Annotated in this window: 22 protein-coding genes; 1 reads left to right on the forward strand and 21 read right to left on the reverse strand. The window is 33.3% G+C overall.

The annotated features are described in order from the left end of the window. Positions 1–39: 39 nt before the first annotated feature. From B4F31_RS08735 to B4F31_RS08795, 13 genes are read right to left on the reverse strand one after another with little or no spacing between them, the layout of a single operon-like run. Positions 40–2,442 carry a GumC family protein gene (locus B4F31_RS08735; protein WP_286761106.1) on the reverse strand — a complete coding sequence of 801 codons (2,403 nt, stop codon included), beginning with the start codon at positions 2,440–2,442 and terminating at the stop codon, positions 40–42. Continuing rightward, positions 2,443–3,228, reverse strand: coding sequence for a polysaccharide biosynthesis/export family protein (locus B4F31_RS08740; protein WP_075326577.1), 786 nt, complete (start codon positions 3,226–3,228; stop codon positions 2,443–2,445). Between the two features lie 10 nt (positions 3,229–3,238). Further along, positions 3,239–5,215, reverse strand: a complete 1,977-nt coding sequence (locus B4F31_RS08745; RefSeq protein WP_286761107.1) for a polysaccharide biosynthesis protein — start codon at positions 5,213–5,215, stop codon at positions 3,239–3,241. Positions 5,216–5,222: 7 nt separating this feature from the next. Further along, positions 5,223–6,383: a DegT/DnrJ/EryC1/StrS family aminotransferase gene (locus tag B4F31_RS08750; RefSeq protein WP_075326575.1), complete on the reverse strand. Its 1,161-nt coding sequence runs from the start codon at positions 6,381–6,383 to the stop codon at positions 5,223–5,225. Beyond that, positions 6,376–6,978 carry an acetyltransferase gene (locus tag B4F31_RS08755; RefSeq protein WP_286761108.1) on the reverse strand — a complete coding sequence of 201 codons (603 nt, stop codon included), beginning with the start codon at positions 6,976–6,978 and terminating at the stop codon, positions 6,376–6,378. The genes B4F31_RS08750 and B4F31_RS08755 overlap by 8 nt, the downstream gene beginning before the upstream one ends. Before the next feature lies 1 nt (position 6,979). After that, positions 6,980–7,585: a sugar transferase gene (locus tag B4F31_RS08760; RefSeq protein ID WP_286761109.1), complete on the reverse strand. Its 606-nt coding sequence runs from the start codon at positions 7,583–7,585 to the stop codon at positions 6,980–6,982. Between the two features lie 45 nt (positions 7,586–7,630). After that, positions 7,631–8,797 (reverse strand): glycosyltransferase family 4 protein, encoded by a 1,167-nt coding sequence (locus tag B4F31_RS08765; RefSeq protein ID WP_286761110.1) that lies wholly within the window; start codon positions 8,795–8,797, stop codon positions 7,631–7,633. Between the two features lie 57 nt (positions 8,798–8,854). After that, complete coding sequence (locus B4F31_RS08770; protein ID WP_286761111.1) at positions 8,855–10,021, reverse strand: glycosyltransferase family 4 protein; 1,167 nt, start codon at positions 10,019–10,021, stop codon at positions 8,855–8,857. Between the two features lie 2 nt (positions 10,022–10,023). After that, positions 10,024–10,710 (reverse strand): glycosyltransferase family 29 protein, encoded by a 687-nt coding sequence (locus B4F31_RS08775; RefSeq protein WP_286761112.1) that lies wholly within the window; start codon positions 10,708–10,710, stop codon positions 10,024–10,026. Positions 10,711–10,742: 32 nt separating this feature from the next. Next, a complete protein-coding gene (locus B4F31_RS08780) occupies positions 10,743–11,366 on the reverse strand; it encodes an HAD family hydrolase (RefSeq protein ID WP_286761113.1) in 624 nt (207 codons plus the stop codon). After that, positions 11,347–12,033 carry a cytidylyltransferase domain-containing protein gene (locus tag B4F31_RS08785; RefSeq protein WP_286761114.1) on the reverse strand — a complete coding sequence of 229 codons (687 nt, stop codon included), beginning with the start codon at positions 12,031–12,033 and terminating at the stop codon, positions 11,347–11,349. Before B4F31_RS08785 ends, B4F31_RS08780 begins: the two co-directional genes overlap by 20 nt. Continuing rightward, positions 12,030–13,568, reverse strand: coding sequence for a hypothetical protein (locus tag B4F31_RS08790; protein ID WP_286761115.1), 1,539 nt, complete (start codon positions 13,566–13,568; stop codon positions 12,030–12,032). Before B4F31_RS08790 ends, B4F31_RS08785 begins: the two co-directional genes overlap by 4 nt. A 1-nt stretch (position 13,569) precedes the next feature. Continuing rightward, the gene (locus tag B4F31_RS08795; RefSeq protein ID WP_286761160.1) at positions 13,570–15,369 is read right to left on the reverse strand and encodes an ABC transporter ATP-binding protein; all 1,800 of its coding nucleotides are present in this window, start codon (positions 15,367–15,369) and stop codon (positions 13,570–13,572) included. Between the two features lie 87 nt (positions 15,370–15,456). Between B4F31_RS08795 and B4F31_RS08800 the strand changes: the two genes are divergently transcribed. After that, positions 15,457–16,416, forward strand: coding sequence for a glycosyltransferase (locus tag B4F31_RS08800; RefSeq protein ID WP_286761116.1), 960 nt, complete (start codon positions 15,457–15,459; stop codon positions 16,414–16,416). Here the strand turns inward: B4F31_RS08800 and B4F31_RS08805 are convergent. The 8 genes from B4F31_RS08805 to B4F31_RS08840 form a co-directional block, all read right to left on the reverse strand. Further along, positions 16,396–17,358: a polysaccharide deacetylase family protein gene (locus B4F31_RS08805; RefSeq protein ID WP_286761117.1), complete on the reverse strand. Its 963-nt coding sequence runs from the start codon at positions 17,356–17,358 to the stop codon at positions 16,396–16,398. The genes B4F31_RS08800 and B4F31_RS08805 overlap by 21 nt on opposite strands. Before the next feature lie 88 nt (positions 17,359–17,446). After that, the gene (locus tag B4F31_RS08810; RefSeq protein WP_286761118.1) at positions 17,447–18,565 is read right to left on the reverse strand and encodes a hypothetical protein; all 1,119 of its coding nucleotides are present in this window, start codon (positions 18,563–18,565) and stop codon (positions 17,447–17,449) included. A gap of 99 nt (positions 18,566–18,664) precedes the next feature. Continuing rightward, positions 18,665–19,600 (reverse strand): GNAT family N-acetyltransferase, encoded by a 936-nt coding sequence (locus B4F31_RS08815; protein ID WP_286761119.1) that lies wholly within the window; start codon positions 19,598–19,600, stop codon positions 18,665–18,667. Positions 19,601–19,775: 175 nt separating this feature from the next. Next, positions 19,776–20,615 (reverse strand): glycosyltransferase family 2 protein, encoded by an 840-nt coding sequence (locus tag B4F31_RS08820; protein ID WP_286761120.1) that lies wholly within the window; start codon positions 20,613–20,615, stop codon positions 19,776–19,778. Between the two features lie 171 nt (positions 20,616–20,786). Further along, the gene (locus B4F31_RS08825; protein WP_286761121.1) at positions 20,787–21,896 is read right to left on the reverse strand and encodes a glycosyltransferase; all 1,110 of its coding nucleotides are present in this window, start codon (positions 21,894–21,896) and stop codon (positions 20,787–20,789) included. 2 nt (positions 21,897–21,898) lie between these two features. Continuing rightward, positions 21,899–22,654: a Stf0 family sulfotransferase gene (locus tag B4F31_RS08830; RefSeq protein ID WP_286761122.1), complete on the reverse strand. Its 756-nt coding sequence runs from the start codon at positions 22,652–22,654 to the stop codon at positions 21,899–21,901. A gap of 69 nt (positions 22,655–22,723) precedes the next feature. Then, positions 22,724–24,943: a glycosyltransferase family 4 protein gene (locus B4F31_RS08835; protein ID WP_286761123.1), complete on the reverse strand. Its 2,220-nt coding sequence runs from the start codon at positions 24,941–24,943 to the stop codon at positions 22,724–22,726. Between the two features lie 3 nt (positions 24,944–24,946). Continuing rightward, positions 24,947–26,089 (reverse strand): glycosyltransferase, encoded by a 1,143-nt coding sequence (locus B4F31_RS08840; RefSeq protein ID WP_286761124.1) that lies wholly within the window; start codon positions 26,087–26,089, stop codon positions 24,947–24,949. Between the last annotated feature and the right edge of the window lie 7 nt (positions 26,090–26,096).

Raw genomic sequence — 26,096 nt, forward strand, 5'->3', positions numbered from 1 at the left:
TTGGATTTTATTTTATTTCCCCACCAAATTTAGTGGTGATTATTTCTTACCGAACATTCTATTTTTTATTCGCTGCCAACGGGATTCTTTATCTACACCATAGCCGTAACCATAGCCATAAGAATAACCGTATTTCGCTCCATAAGAGAATTTAGAATAATCTACATCATTCAGAATTATCGCCGGACTTTTAATTTTTCCCTGTTGCTTGAGTTCTTTCGGAAAATCAAGCATTTTCTTATCAGTTAGATCTGCACGCACCACATAAAGCGTAGTGTCAGCTAATGGACTAATCAATAAGGTATCTGTAACGATCATTGTTGGTGCAGTATCAACCAGAACATAATCATAAAGCTTCGCCGCATAATTTATAAGCTCCTCCATACGGTCGTTCATTAGTAATTCTGCAGGGTTTGGAGGTATCAGTCCTGAAAGCACCATATCCATTTTTATACTGCTATCCTGGTCTTTAGAAATTATTTGATCTTCAGTCACGTCAAAATCATATAAATAATCTGAAAGCCCTTTCTCTCCTACAGTAATATCGGCATAACGATGCAATTTAGGATTTCTAATATCGGCTCCAATTAAAAGAACTTTTTTTCCAGTACTACGTAAAGTTCGGGCCATATTATACGAAACAAATGTTTTTCCTTCTCCTTTAATAGTAGAAGTAACAAAAATCACCTCACCTCGATCTTTATTTTTATTCTGAATTAGATACGCCAGGTTGGTTCTTAAAATTCTAAAGGATTCTGCCAGGGGAGATCTATCATTAAGTTCAATCTGCTCACTTTGATCACTGGCTATTCGAGGTACTTCCCCAATAAATGGCACATGTTTAGTTAGACTTTGCAATTCTCCTTTATGGTGAACTTTAGTATCTAACATATTCTTAAGGAAAATGATAAGAATAGGAATAATTAATCCAATTAGAAATCCACCTACCAAAATCAACCAGGGTTTCGGATCTACCGGTGAGTTATTCGTAAATGCCTCATCAATTACTCTTGCAACAGAAGCGGTAGCTGCAAAGGAGATAGCGGCTTCTTCCCTTCTTTGTAAAAGAAATAAATAGAGCTGTTCTTTAATTTGCTGTTGCCGTTCTATACTTCGCATCCCTTTTTCCAAACCGGGGAAGGTGCTAAACTGGCCCTGGGCGACATTTTCCCGTTGATTAAGTTCCCTCAGCCTGACATTAATCGAACGCCTTGTGCTTGCTATATTCTCATATAGATTTTCTCGTAAACTATCAAGTTGCTCGGTTATAGTTTCTACAATAGGATTTTTTTCAGTTCCGGCTTTTAAATACATATTACGCTCCATCACAAGCGTGTTGTATGAGTTTATTAGTCCAGCAACACCACCTTCACTTATCCCTACTTCCGGTAATAACTCATAATTTCCTTGATTTCGTAAAACCTCTTCTATAGATTCTAGCAGGGATAATTCCGTTTCCAAAGCAAAAATTTCCTGCTCTGCTGCAGAAAATTTTGATTGGAATTCTGAAGCTCCACTAGAGATATCCATCAACCGATTCTCACGCTTAAATTCAGCTATGCCTACTTCTACCGAGTCCAATTCGGTAGTGATCATTTCAAGCCTATCCTGAATAAATTTGGTAGTATTTTCTGCAACCTCTTGTTTATCCTTTACTCCTTCTTCATTAAAACGCTCCATCAATTTATTCAAAAAATCTTCCGATTTCTCTGATGATGCCTGCACCATACCTAAAGCTAAAATATCTTTGGCCTGACCTTTTTGAGCAATTTGAAGTTTGGAAATATAATCTGCAGCTACTGAGCGCAAAGGTTGAATTCTAATATTTACAGAACTCGTTTTTCTAAAAGTACCTTCTTCTTCACCTGATTTGGGAAGAATTGTAAATTCCAGATCATCTAATTTAATAACTTCTCCAATATTGTGATTTTCAGAATATCCAGTGGACTCTTCTTCTAGGGTAAAAGAGGTATCTGAATTGGGTGTCACCACCAGATTTCTGGATGCTGAGTGTACAAGTGTATCTGGTGTAATAAATTCTATAAGAACAGGGCTGGATTTATAAGCTTCTACAGTGATTACATTTCCCTCTATAAAATAGCTGATGTTATGACCTAATTCCTCAACTACGCTTTCTACAAGTTGTTTAGACTTAAGTTTTTCAATATGATTTTGAATTCCGTCATCTTCTAAAGAAAAAATAGCCCCACCACCAGACGGGGTAGCATTCATTGCATTTTTTTCCTGATCGTCTACGATCATCATCGTAGCCTGGGTACTATATTTTGGGATTGTATATCTATTATATAAATAGGCCAATAATCCACCAATCAGAAAACCTAAAAGAATCCATTTCCAATAAGTTAAATACTTATAAATCTCTGCTTTTAGATCAAAACTCGATTCTTCCTTCTCTTCGGTGAAGTCGTTTAGTTCTTCCATTTACAGATTATTGATTAAAAGATAAAGACTAATAATAGTAGTTCCTACTGAAATTATACCCTGGTAGCTGGTAAAAAATCCAGCTGATTTAACAGCTCTATAAGTTGGTTCTACATACACCAGGTCGTTCTGTTTAAGATAAAAGAATGGACTATCAAACAAATCAGATTCCGTCATATCAATATGTCCAACAGTTTTAATACCATTTACTTCGCGAATAATCTTAATATTCTCTCGCCTACCGTTATAGGTAATATCCCCGCTCATGGCAATCAGTTCGGGCATAGTAATACGTCCATCGGTAATTTGGACTCTGCCGGGAGAACCAACTTCTCCTAACACTGTTACACTAAAATTGACGATTCTAACATCTACGACGGGATCCCTTACATATTCTGAAATCTGATCTTCCAATTTCTGCTGAATTGCTGTTCGGGTTAAGCCTTCTACTTCTACGGTTCCGAGGACAGGAAAATTAATAGTTCCTTGCGGGCTAACTAAATAACCCGTTAAAGAGAGATTTTGGCCACCGCCACCACCGCCGCTGCCTTGTCCTTGCTGATTCATACGAAACGGTTCTACTATCTCTTCATTCACAGAAGATGAAGAAACATTGATACGTAAAACATCGTTTGCTTCAATTCGTGGTTCGTAATCCAACAGGTTTTCTTTACCCTCGAGACTTTCTGATCCATGAAAATACACCACGTCATCTTTAGTGGCACAACTTGAAATTATAATACTCGAAATAAGAAACAATCCAAGTTTCCTAATTGATTTAAACATTCAATTATATTTATTTACTTATTACTTCTTCTTTATTATCCAGGCTTTCAAACATAGAATTGTTGCTCTTAAACTCCGGTATAAGAGTTTTTAATTTCTTTACCATTTTATCAGCTTTTAAGGTATTGGCCGATTTAATAATGCTTTCAATTCTTTCACTAATGTGTTCATAATCCCTTACAACTTCCTGCCCTATCATAATCTTTTTATGATGTGTGGGAAGTGTCTTGCATTCATCGTTCAGCAATTCTTCATAAAGTTTCTCCCCCGGCCTTAAACCGGTAATCTTAACTTTAATATTTTTATTAGGATCATAACCCGCAAGTTTAATCATTTTTATGGCTAAATCCATAATTTTTACCGGTTCTCCCATATCAAAAATAAAGATCTCTCCTCCTTTTCCCATAGCACCTGCTTCTAAAACCAATTGACAGGCCTCGGGAATGGTCATAAAATATCTTATAATATCTGGATGGGTTATAGTTACCGGGCCACCTTTTTCAATTTGTTTTTTAAATAATGGAACTACTGAACCATTGGAACCTAAAACATTTCCGAAACGAGTGGTAATAAATTTTGTTGTGCCAGGATTTCCTTTTATTCGGGAGTGATAAAGCGATTGCACGTACATTTCAGCAGCTCTTTTAGATGCTCCCATAACATTACTCGGATTCACGGCTTTATCCGTTGAAACCATTACAAAATGAGAAACCTGATATTTTAAAGAAAGATCGGCAAGATTTTTTGTTCCCTGTATGTTTACAAAAACTGCCTCGTGAGGATTCTCCTCCATCAACGGAACATGCTTATACGCCGCCGCATGATAAACTACATCTATTCCCTGGTTTTGAAACATTAATTCAAGGCGTTTAAAATTGCCTACATCACAAATAATAAATTTGCATTTAAGCTTAGGAAATTTCGCCTGAATTTCGAGACTTAAGGAATGTAAGGGCGTTTCAGCCTGGTCTAGAATTATTAATTTCTTAGGGTTATATTTTGCAACCTGCCTTACAATTTCACTTCCTATAGAACCAGCTCCCCCGGTTACCAAAATTGTTTTACCGGTTAATTGCTCAATTTTATTTTCCGGATTAAGTCTTATGGGTTCCCGCTCTAAAAGATCTTCAATTTGTAAAGATTTCACTTTTTTCGCGATTGGTTGGTTATCTTCCCCCCAGGTAGAAACAATTGGCGCATTAAAGACTTTAATATTGTGCTCTAAACAATCTTCTACAAAATTGAATTTTTCTTCAGCCGTAAAACTATTTTCAGAAAGAATTATAGCATCTGCATTAACCGATTCTACTGCTTTATGAATTTTAGCTGAATAGTTAATTACCGGTTTATCAAGTAGCCTAATGCTTTTATTATGCTTTTCGTTAGTTAAAAAACCAACTATTTTAAATCTTCTCGGAATTTCAATATCCAGGGCTCCGGCAATGGAAATTGCATTTTCATCGGCCCCGAGGATCACGGCATTCAATATATCCTCATCCCGGCTCACCAATTTAAAATATTCATAGATCTGTTTTACCCCCAATCTAAAAAGGAAAAGCAAAGAGAATGAAATACATAAATTAATTAATAAGCCTCCAACTAAAAACACCTTCTGACCGACGATGAAAAAAGTAACGTAATTAATAATCAATAACGTGATAAACGAACTAATTGTGGCTAATAGTAATTTTAGTGCATCTATATTGGAAGAATACCTAATAATTCCCGCATACGTCTTAAATACATAAAAATAGAAAGTATGGACACCAATTACGATAAATGCTTTATCATAAAAACTAAGCATTGTATAGTAATTTGGAGTAAGATCTACTATAATTAAAACAGTAAACAATGTAGAAATAGCAACTAAGGAAAGATCTATTAAATATACTGCCCATCTTGGCAGGTATTTAATATTTCTTAAATCCAGGGCATTATCGGTACCCGATAAAATATTTCTTAGTGCCTTATTAATTTTATTGCCCATAATTCTATTAACTTCTGTTACTAAAACAGGATAAAATTCCAGATTTAATTCGGTTTCGTTCTTCCTCGGTTAAATTGGAACCCGATGGTAAACAGAGTCCGTCTTTAAATAATTGCTCTGCAACCCCTGTTCCATAAAAAGCAGCATCTTCAAATACCGGTTGCATATGCATTGGTTTCCAGAGAGGTCTGCTTTCAATATTTAGTTTTTCGAGGTGTAAACGCAAATCTTCCCTACTTATTCCACCCGACTTATTTTCATCAATAGTGATCACACTTAGCCAATGATTGGCGAAATAATCTTTATTAGGAGCCTCAAAAACCTTAACTCCCTCTATTTCAGAAAACAAATCTACATAAAAATCGTGCATTTGTCTCCGTGCACTTACCCGGCTATCTATAACCTGCATTTGGCCACGACCTATTCCCGCAGAAATATTACTCAACCTATAATTATATCCAATTTCACTATGCTGATAATGTGGTGCAGCATCTCTAGCCTGGGTGGCTAAAAATACCGCTTTCTCCTTAGCAGTTTGAGATTTCGTAATCAGGGCTCCACCACCGGAAGTAGTGATAATTTTATTTCCATTAAATGAAAGAATTGCACATTCTGCAAACGTTCCACATTTCCCACCCTTATAGGTGCTGCCCAAAGCTTCAGCAGCATCTTCTATTACAGTAATATCAAATTCCCGTGCTATTTCATTTATTTTTTCAACTTGATAAGGCATTCCGTATAAATGTACGGCAATTATTGCTTTTGGTTTTTTTCCTTTTGAAATTCTATCCTCAATAGCTATTCTAAGTTGATTTGGACAAAGGTTTAAAGTTTCTTCTTCACTATCAATAAAGATGGGAGTAGCTCCCAAATATGCAATAGGATTAGCGGAAGCAGCAAATGTCATGCTCTGGCAAAGCACTTCGTCTCCGGCTTTGACGCCTATCATAATTAAAGCAAGATGTAATGCCGCTGTTCCAGAACTTAAAGCGGCCACGGCACCTTCTTTCCCAGATTCTTTAAAAAGGTAATTCTTTATATCCTCTTCAAAACCATTTACATTGGGGCCTAAAGGTGCTACCCAATTTTGTTCAAAAGCTTCATTGACGAATTTTTGCTCATTTCCGCCCATGTGTGGAGATGATAACCAAATTTTATCTTTATTCATTTAAGTATTTTATTATTTTTCCAGGATTGCCAACAACCACAGCAAAGTCTGGCACGTCCTCAATGATTACTGCTCCGGCACCAATAGATGCCCATTTTCCTATTCTCACACCCGGAATAATTGAGGCACCAGTTCCTACCTGTGTTCCTTCTCCCACACTAACATTTCCAGTTAATACCGCATTTGGAGCTATATGTACAAAGTTCTCCAGGTGCACGTCGTGTTCAACAACCGCACCAGAGTTGATAATGCAATGTTCGCCAATTTTTGTACCTGCATTAATTATAGCTCCCGGCATGACAACAGTGCCCTTACCCAGCTCGATAATTTTAGAAATTATGGCTGAAGAATGACTTACCGCTTCAGCTATTAAACCTCTATATCTACGGGCAACTTGTTTTCTAATTATATTATTACCAATAGCCAAAACTGAAGAAGTTTTTAGCTGATGTTCACTAGGCTCATGTGTCACTTTAAAACCGAGAAATTCTGTAATTTCTGTATTGTCATCAAAAACTGAATCAACCTGAATATTCCTACTACTTAGGATATCAAAAACAACTTTTCCGTGACCGCTGGCTCCGTAAATATTCATTTTAATTTTTTCCGTTAAAAGCTTCCGTAGTCGCCATATTGGCGGTATTTATTCCTTCAGAAATAATTACTTTCTTAATTGTTTTAAAGATAATGCTAACATCTAAACCAAAAGATAAGTTTTCTACATACCACACATCATATTCAAACTTTTTAGTCCAGCTTATTGCATTTCTACCATTAACCTGGGCCCAACCAGTGATTCCGGGTTTTACCTCGTGACGTTTTCTTTGCCTTTCGGAATATAATGGCAAATACTGAGGCAATAACGGCCGGGGACCAATTAAACTCATATCTCCCTTTAAGACATTAATTAACTGTGGAATTTCATCTATAGATGTTTTTCTTACAAATTTACCTACGCCGGTTAATCTTTTATCATCGGGCAACAGATTTCCATTCCTATCCTTTTCATCTGTCATGGTTTTAAACTTAATAATGCTGAAAATACGTTCATCTTTACCAGGTCTTTTTTGAAAAAAGAAAGGTTTTCCACGATTCGCCAAAGCTAATAAAACTATAATTGGAATTAATAACGGACTAAGCACTAATAATGCCGTAAAAGCAATTAAAAAATCAAGTAAATTTTTAAAAAAGTGCCTATACATAGGTGTATTTAGGAATTTATACTGCAAAAATTGGCCTGGCCAAAATTAAGATTTTATATACTCCCGTTCTAAGCTTTTGTATTCCTTTAACAGTATTTGCCAAAATTCCTCTCGCTCATAATATTTACAAATTTCATCACGGGCATTTGAAGATAATCTTTCGGTATAATTTTTATTTTCTACAAATAACTTCATAGCAGTAATTAAGGCTGATGTATCTTTAACAGCAATAATCACTCCGTTAATTCCTTCAACAATAATTTCGTTACAACCATTAATATTACTAACTATTGCCGGAAGGTTCATAGCTCCAGCCTGCATTACCACATTAGGAAACCCTTCCCGATAACTGGGAAATGTCAATGCGTTTGAGACAGCTAAATAAGGTCGAACATCTTCCTGGTAACCCGTAGTGAATATCTTTTCGTGTTTTTGAATAGTTTTGAAAGTTTCTTCTTTTAAAGGATCCAGTTCTTTTTCAAAAGGCCCCACCAAAAGCAGGGAAATATTCTCATTTTCCCTTTGTAACCTATTAAAAGCCTCCACAAGTTCATTTATACCTTTTTCACTAACCAATCTCCCAATAAAAATAAAGATGAAATCATCTTGAGGGATACCTAAGGATTCTCTTTTATTTTTTTTCTGGGTTGCATCAAATTGAAACGGATCAAAATACCAGGTGTCAATTCCGTTGGAACTTCCTTTTCCCAGCACTTTTAGTTTATTTTCTATAGCAAAACCTTCTTTTAAAATAATATCTTTTAAGCCCCTTGAATTTGGATAAACTTTCGTCGCTAATTTATAGGTGAATTTCTCAACCTGGTCTAATATTTTTCGTTTTGTGCCGGTAGTTTCCATAAGCGGTAGTCCTGCTACCGTGTGTAAGCGCAAAGGAACACCAGCTAATGTAGCGGCCAACATTCCGACAATCCCCGCTTTTGGAGTGTGCGTATGAACAATTTCCGGCTTTTCCTTTTTAAAAAATTTATAAAGCTTCCAAACGGCTCTAAGATCTTGTATTGGGGTAATGGCCCTGGTCATTTCCACCCAGAAAGTATTTACTTTATTTTTTTCTCCATACTTTTCCAGACGTTCTTTTTCAGCTGCAACCGCGGTTACCTCATAATATTGGTTCATATAAGTGAGCTGACCTTCAAGGAGCTTTTCCAGGGAAAGAGGGATTGTGGTTATACGGATGAGTTTTTTGGGCATAAATTTAGTTTTTGGAAATGCAAAAGTAATATTTACTATTTATTAAAACTCTAATAATTAATTGCCTTTTTGAATTCCCTGTATGCTGTTAAAAATTCTTTCTGCATATTTATGCCAGGTAAAATTATTCTCGACTTTTTTTATTAAGTCCTGTTTATTACTTAAACGAATTCTCAAGGCTTTATTACTCATCATCTCCTCCATTTTTGATTTTAGAGAATCTTCTTTAGCCATAGTAATTAATAAATCTTTACCATCTTTAAAGGAATTACGAATAGATGGAATGTTAGGCGCAATTACAGGTAAACCGGCAGAGAGATATTCAAAAATTTTTAAAGGATTCATATAAGGATTTGCATAATGATGAACGGCTACATCAAAACAATTAATATGCTCATTAATATCCTTATGATCCAACCAACCCGACATACTAACTTTATCCTTTAATCCCAACTGATCTATACTTTGCCTTATTTTTTGAAATGCAGGTCCATCCCCAATTATAATTAGGAATATATTTTGATATTTTTTTTGTAAGTCATAGAAAGAATTCATTAGAATTTCCATTTTTTTATGGTAATCCAGAGTACCTATATATCCAAAAATAAAGGCATCTTCAGGATAACCTAATTTTGCACGTAATTCTTGTCTATTAGAAATGGGATAAAATTTTGCAACATTCGTTCCGTTATGGATAACCAAATTTTTATCTCGGCTATGATCTGGTCCCATTATATTTTTTCTTGAATAATCAGAAATAAAAATATTAAGATCACTTTTTTGATAAGCTTTGTGTTGAAGTTGAAGAAAATATCTTTTAAAAGCAATATTTTTATAACTTTCATCAAAAGGGGATCCATTAATCTGAGCACAGATAATAAGATTGGGGAATTTTTTTTTTAAGTAACCTATCTGGAGAAAGTTGGAATCAATTCGTATTAACACCACATCAGGTTTAAAAACTTCAATTTTTTTGGTTAAAGAATTTAAATAAAATCGGTTTCTTCGAAAAAATGACAAAGTTTGAAAAATACCTAAAGATCTTAAACGCTCTCTAAAAGTAATTTTCATATTCCCGTCAACGGCCATTCTCTCATTTTTTTCCGGAAATATCTCAATAGCTTCAACAGCAGTAATCTTCTTTAAATGTTTATGCAATTCTATAGATTGAATGCTACCACCATGTTTTGCAAAATATGATGTTGTATAAAAAAGTATGCGCATAATTATTCTATAAGTTTTTGCAATCGAGAATCCAGAATTATTCTACGATTTTTAGATCTTTGTAACAACATCTTAAAAACTTCAAATTCTTTGTCAGGATGGTGAATCCCTTGTTTTTTAATATGTTCTTCGTTTGCTTTTTTATCTCTAAATTCATCACGATATCCTGGTACATAAGGACTTTTAAAAAAGGTAAAACCAGTTAAATATAATTCTTTAAAGTCTGAATTTAGCACACTATAAATAGCCGAAAATCCCACGGTGGGTTGAAAGCCTACCAAATCTTTTGTTATTTTCTTATATAATACAGGTGGAAATACATATGTTTTCTTAAGCTTCAAATGTCTCTTATAAAAATTAAGATGTGTTCTTAAACCTTTAAAATCTGAATTTGGATGTATTATTTTTTGCACCCCCAAATCTTCAAATTCTCCAAAATTTATTGGGCCTCCTCCGCTATAACTATTTTCATAAAAACTATGATATAAATAGGTGAATTTAGAGCCTAAATAATCTGACTTTTCTTTATCCCAAAGCAGTGCTGCTTTATTTATTCTAATTACAATATCATAGGAATCAATAAAATCGCCATTTTTTTCATCAAAAACTGAATCAGCAGCTCCCACTATGGCAATACGTTTATTCTTAAAATTCTTTTTAATGCTAAAAACCCTTATGGATAATAACATTAAAATAACTGCGTAAAAAGAATTTAGTAGCTTCAAGAAAATGAAATTATATAATTTTTTCCTTTACCTTTTAGAGACCTATTATTATAACCAAAGAAATCAATTTTATTTGCTTCAGCGGCCTCCAAATCATTTTTAGAATCTCCAATTAAGCAAAGCTCTTTTGGAGTATAATTAAATTTTTGAATCAAATTTCCTATCAGTTTAATTTTTGGGGTTGGAGATCCCTCTATGGTTTTAAAATACTGAGAGATATTTAATTGATCACATAAATACCTTAACTCGTTTCCATCTGACCCAGAAACAATATGCATGGTAAAACTATACTGGTTTTTCTTAATGTAATTTACAGTTTCTGAAATCAAATTTTCGCTTTCACATAGTTTCTCCCTCATTATTTCAGAATAACTATTTGCAAGTCTACTCAATTCTTCTTCGCTTAATGATTCATCTCTAACTTCTTCAAAGAAATATCGAAATTTCACATAACGTGATAATCCGCCATTTTCTTTATGAAAAATCAAAAGTTTCTCAACCTCATTATCTGGATAATCCTCGAGAACTTTCTTAAAACCGTATCCCCTTGTGGGCATCGAGTCTAAAATCACCCCGTCGAAGTCCCATAATATTACCGATTTATCTATAAAATCTATCATATATTGCTTCTGCTATCATAAAATCTTCTTCATAATCTATATCCAGGGAAACCATTTTATTTTGGGTGTATAAAATTGGTTTTGATCCAGTTCTATTTCCGTTTTTATAATTTTCCCGGGTGGTTAAGAATATGGCATTGTTTATTTCAAACAAGTCAGACAAATCTTGAGTTCTTGGCCAGGTCAATTTCGTATTATTATTTATAATTTTACCCGTTGCTTTCTCCAACAGAAACTCTTTGTAATCCCTTCCAGATATTAGCGAATCATAGTTTGTTTTCCGGCCTTGTTCATATAATTTAATCGCTTCTTGATACTCATTTTCACCACAGAATGGTGAAGTTACATGGGTCCATAAAATTGACTCTCCAGCGCATACCCCTCCCGCGTAACTAATGAGTTCCTTTAATGGAGTATTAGACCGTGCCAATGCATTAGGTCTATCGATTATTTTCAAGTTTTGGATTTTTTCTTTATAACTATTACTAACTTTATAACACTCCTCATCATTGGTGGAAACCACTACTTCGAAATCCTGCGATAAATTTAGCATTTGATTTAATTTAAAATTCAACAATCCACCTCTATCTCCTGCAAAATCGCGAGTATTTTTATTAATAATTCTCTCGCTCCCACTTCTTACTGGTATAAAAATTGAATACTTCATTGAAAAAAGGAATAGATAGAAGATTTCTTAACATCATAATCAGAAGGGGTTATCGCAGTAATCTGAAAATTTTCTTTCTGATAATGATTAAAGACTGTCTTATTTTCTTCGAATAATTCTTGTTGAGCCTTATTAAAGAAATTACCATAACCATCATAACCAATTAGGTAAATTCTCTCAGCTTTGAAAGCTTTTGCTACTTTCAAGCAATACTCGGTTACTGAGCCAGGAAAACGATATTTTCCTTCTGAAGATAAATTAAAAATTTTCAGGTTTTCTGTATCTTCTAAAGACTCCAAAGATGGTGGCCCTATCAGAATACGATTTTTTATTTCTTTTAGTGATAAATAATCTTTGAGCCGTTGTAGTTCTTTTCCAGGAATTAAATGAATCTGTGGATTTTTAAAGTCCCTGAATATTCTGGTATTTTTTGAACTGGCGAAAATTATAGGAATTTCTGATTTGTTTTTAAGAAAATTATGAATAGCGGTCTTATGAACTTCTGCCGACTTCCCCCCTCCAATTATTAAAACCTGAGAACAAGAGGTGTCTGGATTAAAAACCTCCATCGAAGACTTTCTACTTAATTGACCAGCATCTTCTATCACTTCCCGCACGATATCATTTAATGAAAAATATCTTTTATTAACCTGTTCTATTACCTTATTCTGAGGAAGCGAGAAACTGCCGGAAACCATATATGCCAGGTTGGTGCCCCAATTGTACTTTGATTTTATTCTAAGAAAGGCATCTACTGTTTTATTTAAAATATCAAAATCTATTTCCATTATACCTCGTTGGTACAAAACAGTTAGGAGCAATTCTGTCTTCAAATTACCGGCTCCCCTACCCATTCCATCTATAGTAGTATCAATTATATTCACCCCACAATTAATAGCTTCTAATGTGTTAGCAAGTGCCATTTCAAGATTATTATGACTATGAAAACCAAGAGGAATAGTGAGTTCTGATTTTAGATACTTAAAAATATTTTTTATATCCTGGGGGAACAGTGCTCCATAGGAATCAACAACATAAAAATAATTACAGTTTCTATTCAGTAATTCAAGTTGCTGTTGGTCTGGAAAGTTAGCATCCCATTTACTGGCATACATTAAATTAAAGGCGACCCGAAAACCAAGTTTTTTCACCTCTTCTGCCAATTCTATGCCGCGTAGAAAGTTCTGGGGAGCCACGGCTAGCCGAATTAGTTTAATTTTATCTATGCAGGGTGTTAAAAGAACTTCAGCTTCATGTGCCAGAACATCCTTTTCATTTAAAATTATTGCAAGATCTTTTTTAGTCTGATTTTTTATTCTTTCAATTACAAAATTTGGCAGGTAAAAATGCCCACCTGCATAGTTGTCTTTTGCTGGTGATTTATACCCTATTTCAATAATATCTATTGGCAATTCGTTCATCGCAGAAAGATAATTATCTACAAGATTTTCATCAAAATCCCAATTAGTATAATAGCCTCCATCCCGCAGGGTACAATCCAGAATTGCTAGCTTATTAGTTGATTGTTTTGTCATTTTATAATTCCTGTAATTCAACCATTTTCCTAAATGACTTTGAAGATTTTAATAACTCATCGTAGCTTCCTGTAGCTTGAATTTCACCATCTTCTAACAAAATGATCATATCGGCTTTTTTTACGGTAGTTAAGCGATGCGCTATTGTAATAAATGTATAGTTTCCTTTTAAATCCTCAATATTCTTTTGAATTTCAAATTCTGTTTGTGTATCAAGAGAAGAGGTGGCTTCATCCATTAATAAGATTTCAGCGTTTTTATAAAGTTCCCGGGCAATAGATATTCTTTGCTTTTGCCCCCCACTAATGTTTACCCCATTCACTCCCAATAGCGTTTCTTCTTTTTTAGGTAAACTGGAAATAAAATCATATATATTAGCCTGTTTCACTGCTTTATAAAACCTAATAAGATTCGATTCATTTTTCTCTTCCCAAAAACTTACATTATTAAATAGAGTATCATTAAAAATTGTAGCATCTTGAACTATATACCCTAATAAGTTTCTATAAGATCTATGATCAATTTCTTTAAAATTAATATCATCCACATAGAAATCACCTTTAAGAGGAATCAATAATCCGGTCAAAATATTCATTAATGTGGTTTTGCCAGAACCACTGGATCCTACTATAGCAACACTACTATTCTTTTCTATATTAATGGAAATATTCTTTAAAGTTTGGTCCTGGTTAATTTTATAACTAAAACTAACATTTTTTAAGGTTAAACCATGCTTCAATTTTTTAATTATTTTATCGCCCCCATAATTTTCCTGATCTTTTTGCAATATTTTATCAAAGCTTTGTAAGTTCTCAAGACTACCTGAATTTCCTAAAAATAAATTCCACTGTTGCTGGGAAGCCATAAAAAAAGAAAAAGCTCTGTAAATCAAAATTAAGTTTAGTAATACACTTGTAATTTCCTGATTAAAGAATTGAATGTATAAGAGAATGGCACCAAAAATCACGAGTATTATCAAAGGTTCTTTTATTCCCATAAGAACTGCATCTACCGCCCCTAATCGTTTTTGAACCTTTTCCATTTTTACAATACTCAACTTTAATTTATCCACATATGAGTTAATTAATCCAGTGGCTTTTAAATATTTAAACAGATTTATATTTTCTATTAATAACTTATGGTAGTAACTAGTTTCCAAAACAAGTTTTTTAGAAAAATATTTGGTGCGCCTATATAGAAATTTGGAAAAAAGACTTATAAACAGACCTCCTAACACAACCAATAGGGTAAATTTCCAATCAACACCCATCGATAAAAAGAAATAGGCCAGGACTAAAACAAAGAAATTGATGGTTTTAAAATAAAATTTATAAGCCACGCTTATCCTGGCAACATCGCTTCCAAGGGTATTTTGCACCCTCCCTGTATCAAGACTTACAAAAGACGGATATCTATAATTACTAAAAAGAGAGATGCTATTAAACCTTATTTTTCGCATCATCTTTTGCTGCCATAGTACTCCGAGGTATGCATCCAAAAACTTTACCATTCCTTTTAAACTGAATAATAAAAAAATAATTATAAATACAATTAAGAGTTTTGGCTCTAAACCTAACCAATCAAAAAATAATTTATCTAAGAAATGGCTTCCAGGTATTTCAGTTTCTTCCTTTTCACTAAATACTATTTGCAACAGAGGAATAAAAAGGGCAAGCCCTAATCCATCTAAGACACCAGTCAAAAAACTTAAAAAAAAACTTAAAAATACTCTCCATTTAAGATAAGAATAAAAAAATAGTAGGTAGCTAAATTGTTTTCTGAAAAATTGCTTAAACAGCATACTAATGTGAAATTGTTCAAACAAAGGTATAATTTTATACTATCTTTACTTGCTGATAAATTTAGTTTATTACGAATAAATAGTTTAATGAACTTTTCTCAATTTAAGAATCTCTTTGAAAAAAAAGAAGTTTCTGAATATCCCAATAAAATCCAGCAATCTCCATTAGTGAGTATCTGCATCCAAACTTATAACCAGGCCTCTTTCATAGAAAAAAGCCTAGATGCTATTCTTTGCCAGAAAACTCATTTTAAATATGAGCTGCTACTTGGTGATGATGATTCATCAGATGGGACAAGGGAAATATGCATTGCCTATGCTGAAAAATATCCTGAAAAAATTAGATTATTTTTACACCACAGAGAGAATAATATTAATATTGCTTCTAAGCCCACAGGAATTTTTAATTCATTATATAACCTTTTTTCCAGTAGAGGGAAATTCATAGCTTATTGTGATGGGGATGATGTTTGGACCGATGAATATAAACTTCAAAAGCAGGTTAATTATTTACTTGCTAATTCTAAAACCAGTTTTACTTACCATGAAGTGAAATTAATAGATGAAAATGGCCAATATATTCCCAAGAAAAAAGATATAGAAATAAGTGAAAGGGATTTTACATCTGCTGAATTAGAACGCGCACTTATTCAGCCTCCTATATCTACGTGGTGTTTTAGAAACTTAATAAAAAACATACCTCTGGAGTTTACTAAAACCTTTAATGGAGATAATTTTTGGGTAAGTTTATTAGGAAATTATGGCGACGGAAAATATCTTTCAGATATAAAGCCCAGTCTCTACAGAATACACTCGCGAGCAATGTGGAGCACGATAGAAAAACCATTTCAACTGAAATCCAAATTTAACACCTATAGCTACTTATCAAAATATTATAAGCGTAAAAAGAATAAAGAACTAACTGCATATTTTAATTCCCGGGCCAATAATTATGCAAAAATGGTGCTTAATTACTATATTGAACGAAGAAGAATTACTGAGCTTTTGAAATTTTTAAGCTTTTACCTAAAAACCCTTTGGCTTTAATTCGTTCATATTTAAAGATTGCATATTATATTTATCTTTTAGTTTCTTATAAAAACCAAGTATACCCTCCAGTTCTCTTATATTCTTAGCAGGACTATCCCCAAAATTATGAGGGTGCCACCACAAGTGATAATGTTCTTCATGTTGAGCAGCATATTCCATTTCCCTATAAATTCTTTGTAATTTTAAGCTGTCAAGAAACTTTTTACCAGAATATGGCCTCAACAATCTACTTGCTTTTTGCCCAGTAATCTGGGAAGAAAACCTGTGAATTTCGGAAGACTTATAAGTTTTATCCTGAAGACCAAAATAAGCATCTCCAGTTCTGAAAATTTTTTGAATTAGACTGTCCTTCTGAGTATTCTGCCAGTACCAATTGTCAGGATTCGTTCTAACAACATTTAGTCCTGATTTTTCGCAAATTTCGAGATACGCTGAATTATACTGGTTTCTAGGAAATACCAACGATTTTAATTCAATTTCCAGATTAGAAGCCAATTTGGTAGCTTTCTCTAAATCTGCTTTGAAAGCCAAAGAATCCTGCCCAAGCTCAAGGCAGTAATAATGTGAGTAAGTATGGGTGCCAATTTCCTGGCCTTTGGTGTTTTTGATACTCTTGATTAAATCGGGTGCAAAACAAAGCTTTTCTGTCTTCTTTGATTGAATTGATTTTCCAAATCTATATGCAGATAGGTTTTCATTATTATAGTTAGGTAGGTACTCTGGGATATTTGCATTCCATTCGTCCCAATTATTATTAAAAAGCATTCCTACCGTAGCCCAGGTAGAGTGAACATCATACTTATCAAAAAGCTGAAGCAGGGAAGGAATTAGTTGCCGGGTATTTTCAAAATAATCTATTTTTTCATTGTAATCCACCTTATCAAAAACTCCCCACAACAATTCAAAATCTAAAGAAATCACTAAAGATCCATTTTCCATAACTTCTTAATATTTAAAAATCCAAATCACAAATTAATAATTTTACAACCACAGAAGACGATCATATCCTCGATATTAGTATGGTTCATTAAGTATTTACAACAGCGTCAAACTCCAATTTTCTTCTTAACATAGCTTTTCTTCTTTTTTTCAACTTAATAAGTCTATCATATTTTTTTTGTGCTAAATAATAATAAATTACAAAAAATAGGAAATACATAACCATGGACTTCTGTCTCATTATAATCCCGAGGTTTGACATCACAAAAGTTAAGGCAAAAGAAGAAAGAAAGAATACAACTAAACTCATCTTTACCGACATAGGTGAGTTCTTTAAAAAGGAAATAAAATCTTTTTTAAGAATTTTGATAAAAAGCAATAAATAAAGGAGATTCTCAACCGAGACAATTAAGCCTAAAACTCCCGGTGCATCAAAAAATAAGGGTCTAAACCAAAATGTAAAAAGCTTTAGGGGTAACGGATAATCTGATATGGCTACTCCAGAACCCGATTCACTAAGACCCTGCGAACGATCTTCAGAAAAATCTTCAAAGTCTGACACAAGATTTTCCGATTCTTCCAGGCCCGCCATTCCTAGAATTTGGTCCTGAACCAGAATTAATCCACCAATCATTCCTACATAAATAAGTAGTTTCTTCCCGAAGGAAATTTTCTCTTTTCCCGTCATATATCCTAAAACTGTTCCGGCTGCTACAAACAGGAATACGTGAGGCCTAATAAAATAGATTATTACTGATCCTAATATGAGGGTTACAAGCCTGGACTTTGGATTCTTTAGAGCATACGCAAACATCATCAAGCCTAAAAATATTGGAGCACCCTTACCTAACGACGCCGTCCAAAAGTGCATATTAGGCAAAAAAAGTGTTAGTACTAGAAGATCAAAATTTTTAAAAACCTTAATCTTAATTGGTATATTTTCCCTAAAGAACATATAGGCGTAAACAAATCCCAAATATCCCAGCCAGGCAAAAAGTACCATCATCATCTCATAAGAAAAACCAAGAAAATTGATAAATGGCCAGGAAATGAAATCAATAAAGGTAGTACTCGTACCAAAATAAAAGAACCAGTCATCATTCATTTGAGGTCTCCCATAGTAGGCTTTGGAATCAGAAGGATTAAAAGCAGCATAGGTATAGTAAACTCCAAAGAAAAATAAATGATATAGAAAAAGTGAATTCATCAATTTCTTTGAAAACCATTTATGTTTCTTTGAAAAAGAGTTAAATAATCCCTGATTTATAGCAAATAAAAATAATATTAAAACTAATGCTCCTATCATCTAAAACAATTCAAGATCTCCTAAACTGTAACCCCAATTCTCTATTCTATAAACCTTAGGGTCAATGCTAGAACTCTCTAAATTTTTAAAAGTTAAAACCGGTCCAAATTTACCGGAAACTTTTAATTTAAAAATGCTTGGGCCCAGCGGATAATTTAAACTAATAAAATGCACTCCATATTCTTTAGCCCACTTTTTAATTAAGGATTTACAGGTTTTTTTATATTGGGGATCAACAAGTATTAATTCTGAAATACGCAATTCTTTAATTTTTTTATGCTGTTTTACATAAGCAGCTATAAAATAATTTTCAGTCGTTTCTATTCTATACTCTTGTAATGGATTATTTATATAACGCCATTCAAGATAATCATTTGTTTTTGGAGTATATAAATTTGAAGAATCTTCTAACTTACTATTCCACACGCTTAACAATTTCAAACTAAGATCTGTAGTTTGTTTAGGATAATGCTGAACACAAATTGAATTCCAAAAAAAAGGGATTATAGGAATAATTTGCGTATTTAATTTATCAATTTCTTTCCATCCCATCTTAAGATAACCAGGCTTACTTTGCTGATTAGGTGTGTTAAACACAAAATGATCCCCTCTTTCTTTTCCCAGTTCTAAAGCTTTTAAGGTAAGCTTTTTGAAAATTCCCTTCCCCTGGTGTGCAGGGTGAGTAGCGGTATCTACCGCTCTAAATGCTGAAAAAATATTCTCCCCCTGTTGCCACCGCCATCGCATAAAGGCACGGACTCCAATTATATTATCCTTTTCTTCAGCTAACAAAACCAGTGATTCTCCAAATGGGTTTTCAACATGCTTAAATCTCCAAATATCCTGGTTTTTTTTTGAAGAAGTTTCTCCCAAACTGGCTTTTAAAACTTCTAAAATCTCCGGTATATCTGAGTGATTAGCTTCCCTTATTTTCATATTCACCAAATTCTTAATTTTCTTTATTTTCTTCTTCTCACTTCTAAGGTAATCTCACGCAGTTCAATATCCAGAGTTGCAAAAGAACTGGCAAAGTTAAGCCATTCTATGCTGTTAGCAAGAATTTTAAAATATATTAAGATTATTTGTAGATAACGGAAATTAAAAATCAAGATTATTTAACAGTTGGTCCCGGTTCTATTGTTTTTCCAAGTTTTTTAAAAACTCCATGAAAAGTTCCCAGCATAAAAAGCTTTGTTTTTTCTAATTTATTATCCTCTTGGAGAAGAATCCCACCTAAAAGTAAAAGCCAAAATTTAAAAGCTTTATATACTCTTTGAACTAAATTCAAATAAGTTCTTCTTACATATAATCTGATATAAATATTATTTCGGGATTCATAATAATATCGCCATGGAGCCCGGGAATTTTTTCCTCTAGAAGCAAAATGCACTCCTTTGGCTGCTGCAATCCAGCTAGATTGAAATTTATGAACTTCATTAATGCGATGTTTTAAATACTCGGTATCCTCACCCCAAAAAAATAACTCTTTTTTTGGAAGCCCCACTTGATTTACTATGTTAATTGGAATTAACAAGCCAGACCAGGCCGGATCCAATCTTGTTTTAAAGTCCTTATCCCTAACGTAAGGGTAAACCACGGTCTGTTTTGAACCTTTCGCTAATAAGGTCTCTAGACAAGTGTATGCAGGAAAGAAATCATCATCCATTAACCATAAATAATCAATATTTTTCTTCGTTGCAAAATATTTAATCCCATAATAGAAGCCCCCGGCAGGTCCTGAATTCTCTTCTAATCGTAAATTTGTAATGTTTTTATTACTGCTCAAAAAATCTGAAGTTCCGTCATTGGATGCATTATCTACTACCAATATTTCATCTGCTAAAACAGATTGATTTAAAATTTTGCAAATTGCAATTTTTAAAAGTGTAATTCGGTTAAAGGTTAGGATCACCACTCCTACTCTCTTTCTTTGATTTATTAAGTCTTGCATTTGAACAAAAATCTTTCTTACCTGTTAGCAAGTAAAATACCCCGGGTCAAGCCCCGAGAAGCATTATTGGAAAATATATCTTGATTTCGAGCAAGCCCAAGATCATTTAAATCTCAATCATCAAATATAAAGTTAGTTTTCAGGGTAGATTACTCTACTAAATCAAACCACTTAAACATCTACTGTTTCAGAATAATAAGCTTCCAATTCATCAACCATTCTTTTTAAGCTAAAGGCTTCAACCACTCTTTTTCTGGCCGCAAGTTTATATTTAGTCAGCTCTTTTGGTTGGTCTATGAGACGCTGACTTAAATAAGAAAGCTCCTCCCATTTATCTACCGGACAAATCAATCCATCTTCAATATCTCTAATAACTTCTTTAATTCCCCCGGCATCGGTAGAAACCACCGCACATTCCATACTCATTGCTTCTAACAGGGCTATAGGTAAACCCTCAAAGGAAGAAGACATCATAAAAATATCGAAGGCTTCAAAGTAAGGCTTTACATTTGTTTGTAAACCCGGGAAGAATACCACTCCTTCCAATCCTAAACTTTTCCACTCTTTTTTTATTTCTTCTTCTAATGGGCCCGCTCCAACGATAATTCCATAGATATTTTCATTTTTCTGTCTCAATTCATAAATTACCCTTAACCACTCTACAAGACGTTTTTGAAAACGAAATACCGCTACATTTCCTATTACCACAGCATCTTCCGGAATACCAAAATCTTTCCTTACCGAAGATTCCTGTCCTGGTTTAAATGAATCTGTATTTACGCCGTTTAATAGCGTTTGGACAGGAATAGTAGGATTAATATTTTTCTGGATAGAAGCAGTCACATCATTAGAGACGCCGAATGCCATACTCTGAGAATTAAAACTGAATTTATTGATAATTTTTGTAGCTATATGATATCTTTCCTGCATATTATGTTCAGTATATAATACAGGGATACCTGTTTTTTTATAAACCAATCTTCCTACAAAACCAGCCCAGGGAAGATGGCAATGGATAAGCTTAATATCATGTTTTTTACAATATGAAATAATTTTTTTATACTGAAGCATTAAACGGATGTTATCTTTTGCTTCTAAACAAGTGACCTTACCTCCGGCAAATTGTAAAGTCTCTACCATTTGATCCTTCCAGGGTAGAAAATAAATATAATGGAATTCAAACTTTTCTTTATCATGAAGCTTAAGGGTTTCTGGTAAAAGCATTTCGGCACCGCCCCTACCCAGAGATTTTATAATATGAAGAATTTTAGTTTTTTTCATTTTCAATTATTACTTTTTTGGGGTTGGGAATTTTGAAATAAATAATGCCATTTGGTTTCCTTAAAATATCTTTTTAATTCTTCATAATACTCTATCAAATCTTCCAGAGATTCTTTGTTCTGCTTCTCCATATCAGACGAGACATTATGAGCATCTAAATGCATAGCATTAAAAACTTCATTAATCGTTCCCTGTTTATCTTTAACCAAATCTTCATAAAAAATTTCAATATATGGATGCTCCTCGTAACTTTCGGAAACCTCTTTCCAGTAATCAGTAACTAAGGAAAAATATGATTCACAATCTTCTGGATCTATATTAATCACTTTAGTATGCTTTTTCTCTTCCAAAGTTTTCGTGCCCTCATTCTCTTTCCAAATCCCAGTTTTATAACCTATTTGTAAGGAGACGTATGATGCCAGCAAATTATTTCGTTTTAAATGAATAATAAAGATATCCTGATCATTTTTTATAATCTCCCAAATACTTTTATCCTGATGGTCCGGGGGTTGATTATATAATAATTTGAAACCAACATATTTATTTCTTTTACTTCTTCGGGAGAAGATTTTGTTCCAAATCTTCAAGGTACTCTGGCCTTTTATATTTTTATACTTCTCCCCTTCGCAGGTAATCTCTGGATGAGAATTTAAAAGGCTAACTAACCAGTTAGACCCTGTTCTGGGTGCGGCAATAATTACAAATTTTTTATAATTACGGCTTCCAAAAGAATATTCATAAAATTTATATATTCCCATATAAAATTTTTAATTTTAGAAATTTCATATTCAAATGAACCTAAAAGAAGAGCGCTAAAACCTAATAGACTATATTATCTCTCTATAACTTTTTAAAAATAGCTCCTTAATATCAGTATTTTTATAATTTTCACTCACTTTTTTTAAGGCATTCTTCACCATCAAATTTGTGAGATATGGGTTATTCTTAATCTCTCTAACAGCATTAGAAAAACTATCCTCATCACCAAAGCTAACGAGCTTGCCCGTAATATTATTTTCAATTATTTCAGAGACCCCACCTACATTATAGGCGATCACAGGAGTTTGGTTATACATGGCTTCTAAAATAACCCCGGGTAACCCCTCAATCTTACTCGGTAATAGTAAAGCATCTGCATGACTCAGATAAATTTGAGGATCTTCAATATCTCCCCAAAAATCTATATTGTTTTTAATCCCCATTCTATCAACCGTATTTTTAATATTAGGCAGCATTGGGCCACCACCGACTAAATTTAAGTGAACATTCCTGTCTTGACATAAAATTTTTTTAAATATTCTTAATAAGCCAATATGATTTTTCTCTTTAGTAAATGAACCAATATGAATTAGGTTAAATATTTCTTTATTTTTGAAAGGGGAATTAGAAATCGTTCGATCTATTTTAGGTTTTTCTTCTATTCCTACTGGTATTACTATACTTTTATTTTTAGTGAAAGAAAATAGGGAATTAAGATCTGTTAAGGAAGCTTTTGATACAGATATCACTAAATCAACATTTTTTAATAAAAATGCGTTTATATTCCTGGTCAATACAGTTTTCATATAAAAACTAGGGGTACTGGCATTTCTGTAAATTAAAGGAACTTTCCACCTGAATATATGTTTAGACATTACCGCATACTTTAGAGTATCGGAAGCATTTGCCTGGACTATGTCCGGTTGGAAAGATTGGATGATAGCTGAAAGTTTTCTCCATCCGTAAAGATCAAAAGTCCTTCTAAGTTTAGTCCGTTTAAGCGATTCAATTTCTCCTGAAAAGGGAAGCCTGGCTTCTCCTTCATAAATACTCACTACCTTTACTACATGTCCCGAATTTTGTAGGTGAGTACTTAACTGTGAGGCAAAAACCTCTGCGCCCCGGAATTGCTTTTTCTGAATAATTTGAAGTATCCTTAGCTTTTTATTCTTCCTACCGCTTTTACCGGATAAATGAGAATAAAGATTTTCAAATCTCCTCGCATTTTTTACAGGATTAAATTCCTGTAATACAAGCCGATAAGCATTTTCTCCCATTTCTTGATTTAACAGAGGATTATTAACCAATCGTGTTAGTTTTTCCGAATAGTCCTTTTTATCAAAGTTGTCAATTATAAAACCGGTTTTACCATTAATTAAAACCTCCTGGACACCTCCAACATTTGTTGCCACACTAGGAACTTTTTGGCTTGCTGCTTCGAGAATTACGCCGGGAACACCTTCAATTTTGCTAACTAAAGCAAAACAATTTGCTTGAAATAACAATTCTGGAATATCTTTACGAAAACCAAGAGGAAAAACGGTATTCATCAAGTCCATTTCCTGGATTTTACATATTACTTTTTTATATGTAATTCCGGTGCCCACTAATATAAGTTTAATATTAGGATGAGATGTCTTGAGTACCCCAAAAATATCTAATAAAAATTCATGATTCTTTTCAGGACTAAAATTCCCTACGTGCATGACAATTTTATCATTATCCTTTAAATTAAATTTTTTTCTAAGGGTATCATCCGGGTTCAGTGGGGATACAGTTTTAATAGGAATTCCGCGTCTAATTACCGAAGTTTGTATTCTAGGATAATTAAAAGTTTTTATTAGGTCTTCAATAGATTCAGAGCCCACAGAGGTTACATGGGCTACTCTTTTAAATAAGAATTTATAAATAGAAAGCTTAAAAGGACTATCGATCCATTCGCTGATTGTGCTGATATTTCTATAGGTAATAGGAATATTTTTAGTGAAAAATGAAGCTGCTATTATATATTTTAAAGTATCTGAACCATTACATTGTACTACATCTGGATTTTCGCTTTTAATCAATTGAACGATAGAATATATTAGATTTACAGAAAGTACCCCTGATTTATTATTAACCAAATCTATATTCTTTGCTCCCTCTACACTCAAAATATCAGTATCATTCTTATAAAGCCCAGCAAAAATAATTTCATGTCCAAATCCTATCAATTCGGAACTGAGATTAGCAGCGAATACTTCTGCGCCTCTATATTGCCTTCTAGTAACTAATTGGAGGATTTTCATTTTTCAATCTAAAAGTAAATCGTAATGATTTTCATAAATTTCAGCAATTTCCTGAATTCTAAAATTTTTCATGGCGTATTCATAACCTTTTTCTATCATTGAGTTCATTTGGTGAGGATTATTGCGAGCGTATATTAACTTGTCAGTAAGATCTTTAATTTTTCCGCTTTTATATATTAGAGCGGTACTCTTATTAACACATTCTAAGTTTTCAGGAATATCAGATGTTATTATTGGAGTTTTCGAAAATATTGCTTCGATTAAAGATCCTGGCAAACCTTCATAATAAGAAGGAAACACAAAAAAATCTGAAATAGCCAGTAATTCTGGTATATCATTCCTTCTTCCTAAAAATATTACTCTATCCTGAAGTCCAAGGCTGGATGCAAGTACTGTTAGAGATGCTAAATTAGGCCCAGCGCCAGCTATAGCTAATACATCCCGTGTTTTCACTCTATTTAAATACTCAGCAAAAGCTAATAAAGCATCCTTTTGACCTTTTTGTGGAATTAATCGTCCAACATTCAGAAACACTTTATCCGCATCTTTAAAAATATCTCTTCTCAAGACCTGGTTTCCGATAATATTAAACTTTTCAGCATCCCGTCCTCTATATATAACTTTGATCTTTTTCTTATTGATACCCACAGCTTTGGAGGTAGTATTTTTGATAGTTTGTGAATTCGAGAAAAAACAATCAACTTTAAAAGCACTAATAGCATCTCGTAATTGAGTCTTAAAGAGTTTCAGAGCTCTCACAGGATTAAGTGTTTTATATCTTTGTAAACTATATGTATTATTTACTAAACTATTAATTAGTATAATGGATTTAATTTTTAGATCGAGTTTTCTGGAAATTAAACAAGATTTCAGTAGAGTAGCATGAATAATTGAGGGATCTATAATTTTAATTTTCTCTTCTATAAGATTAATTAAAATCCTGTCATTAATACTTTTTTCTTGATTAAGGGAATGTACTTTAATATCTTTTTGTGAAAATGCGGGTTTTAAATAATTCCCTTTATAAAGTGTTAAAAATACAGGAGTATATCTTCTAAATCTATGGGTAATATCGAGTAAACTCTTTTCGGCACCACCGACTTCCAAAGAGTCAATTATAAATAAAACTACGGGTTTAGAATTCAAATTTTCA

It is taken from the genome of Salegentibacter sp. UBA1130 (assembly GCF_002311535.1).
Lineage (GTDB): Bacteria > Bacteroidota > Bacteroidia > Flavobacteriales > Flavobacteriaceae > Salegentibacter > Salegentibacter agarivorans.

What these genes read in the sequence shown, in the direction of transcription:
- B4F31_RS08735 (WP_286761106.1), bottom strand. Translation starts at nt 2,442, where the DNA reads ATGGAAGAACTAAACGACTTCACCGAAGAGAAGGAAGAATCGAGTTTT.
- B4F31_RS08740 (WP_075326577.1), bottom strand. Translation starts at nt 3,228, where the DNA reads ATGTTTAAATCAATTAGGAAACTTGGATTGTTTCTTATTTCGAGTATT.
- B4F31_RS08745 (WP_286761107.1), bottom strand. Translation starts at nt 5,215, where the DNA reads ATGGGCAATAAAATTAATAAGGCACTAAGAAATATTTTATCGGGTACC.
- B4F31_RS08750 (WP_075326575.1), bottom strand. Translation starts at nt 6,383, where the DNA reads ATGAATAAAGATAAAATTTGGTTATCATCTCCACACATGGGCGGAAAT.
- B4F31_RS08755 (WP_286761108.1), bottom strand. Translation starts at nt 6,978, where the DNA reads ATGAATATTTACGGAGCCAGCGGTCACGGAAAAGTTGTTTTTGATATC.
- B4F31_RS08760 (WP_286761109.1), bottom strand. Translation starts at nt 7,585, where the DNA reads ATGTATAGGCACTTTTTTAAAAATTTACTTGATTTTTTAATTGCTTTT.
- B4F31_RS08765 (WP_286761110.1), bottom strand. Translation starts at nt 8,797, where the DNA reads ATGCCCAAAAAACTCATCCGTATAACCACAATCCCTCTTTCCCTGGAA.
- B4F31_RS08770 (WP_286761111.1), bottom strand. Translation starts at nt 10,021, where the DNA reads ATGCGCATACTTTTTTATACAACATCATATTTTGCAAAACATGGTGGT.
- B4F31_RS08775 (WP_286761112.1), bottom strand. Translation starts at nt 10,710, where the DNA reads ATGTTATTATCCATAAGGGTTTTTAGCATTAAAAAGAATTTTAAGAAT.
- B4F31_RS08780 (WP_286761113.1), bottom strand. Translation starts at nt 11,366, where the DNA reads ATGATAGATTTTATAGATAAATCGGTAATATTATGGGACTTCGACGGG.
- B4F31_RS08785 (WP_286761114.1), bottom strand. Translation starts at nt 12,033, where the DNA reads ATGAAGTATTCAATTTTTATACCAGTAAGAAGTGGGAGCGAGAGAATT.
- B4F31_RS08790 (WP_286761115.1), bottom strand. Translation starts at nt 13,568, where the DNA reads ATGACAAAACAATCAACTAATAAGCTAGCAATTCTGGATTGTACCCTG.
- B4F31_RS08795 (WP_286761160.1), bottom strand. Translation starts at nt 15,369, where the DNA reads ATGCTGTTTAAGCAATTTTTCAGAAAACAATTTAGCTACCTACTATTT.
- B4F31_RS08800 (WP_286761116.1), top strand. Translation starts at nt 15,457, where the DNA reads ATGAACTTTTCTCAATTTAAGAATCTCTTTGAAAAAAAAGAAGTTTCT.
- B4F31_RS08805 (WP_286761117.1), bottom strand. Translation starts at nt 17,358, where the DNA reads ATGGAAAATGGATCTTTAGTGATTTCTTTAGATTTTGAATTGTTGTGG.
- B4F31_RS08810 (WP_286761118.1), bottom strand. Translation starts at nt 18,565, where the DNA reads ATGAATTCACTTTTTCTATATCATTTATTTTTCTTTGGAGTTTACTAT.
- B4F31_RS08815 (WP_286761119.1), bottom strand. Translation starts at nt 19,600, where the DNA reads ATGAAAATAAGGGAAGCTAATCACTCAGATATACCGGAGATTTTAGAA.
- B4F31_RS08820 (WP_286761120.1), bottom strand. Translation starts at nt 20,615, where the DNA reads ATGCAAGACTTAATAAATCAAAGAAAGAGAGTAGGAGTGGTGATCCTA.
- B4F31_RS08825 (WP_286761121.1), bottom strand. Translation starts at nt 21,896, where the DNA reads ATGAAAAAAACTAAAATTCTTCATATTATAAAATCTCTGGGTAGGGGC.
- B4F31_RS08830 (WP_286761122.1), bottom strand. Translation starts at nt 22,654, where the DNA reads ATGGGAATATATAAATTTTATGAATATTCTTTTGGAAGCCGTAATTAT.
- B4F31_RS08835 (WP_286761123.1), bottom strand. Translation starts at nt 24,943, where the DNA reads ATGAAAATCCTCCAATTAGTTACTAGAAGGCAATATAGAGGCGCAGAA.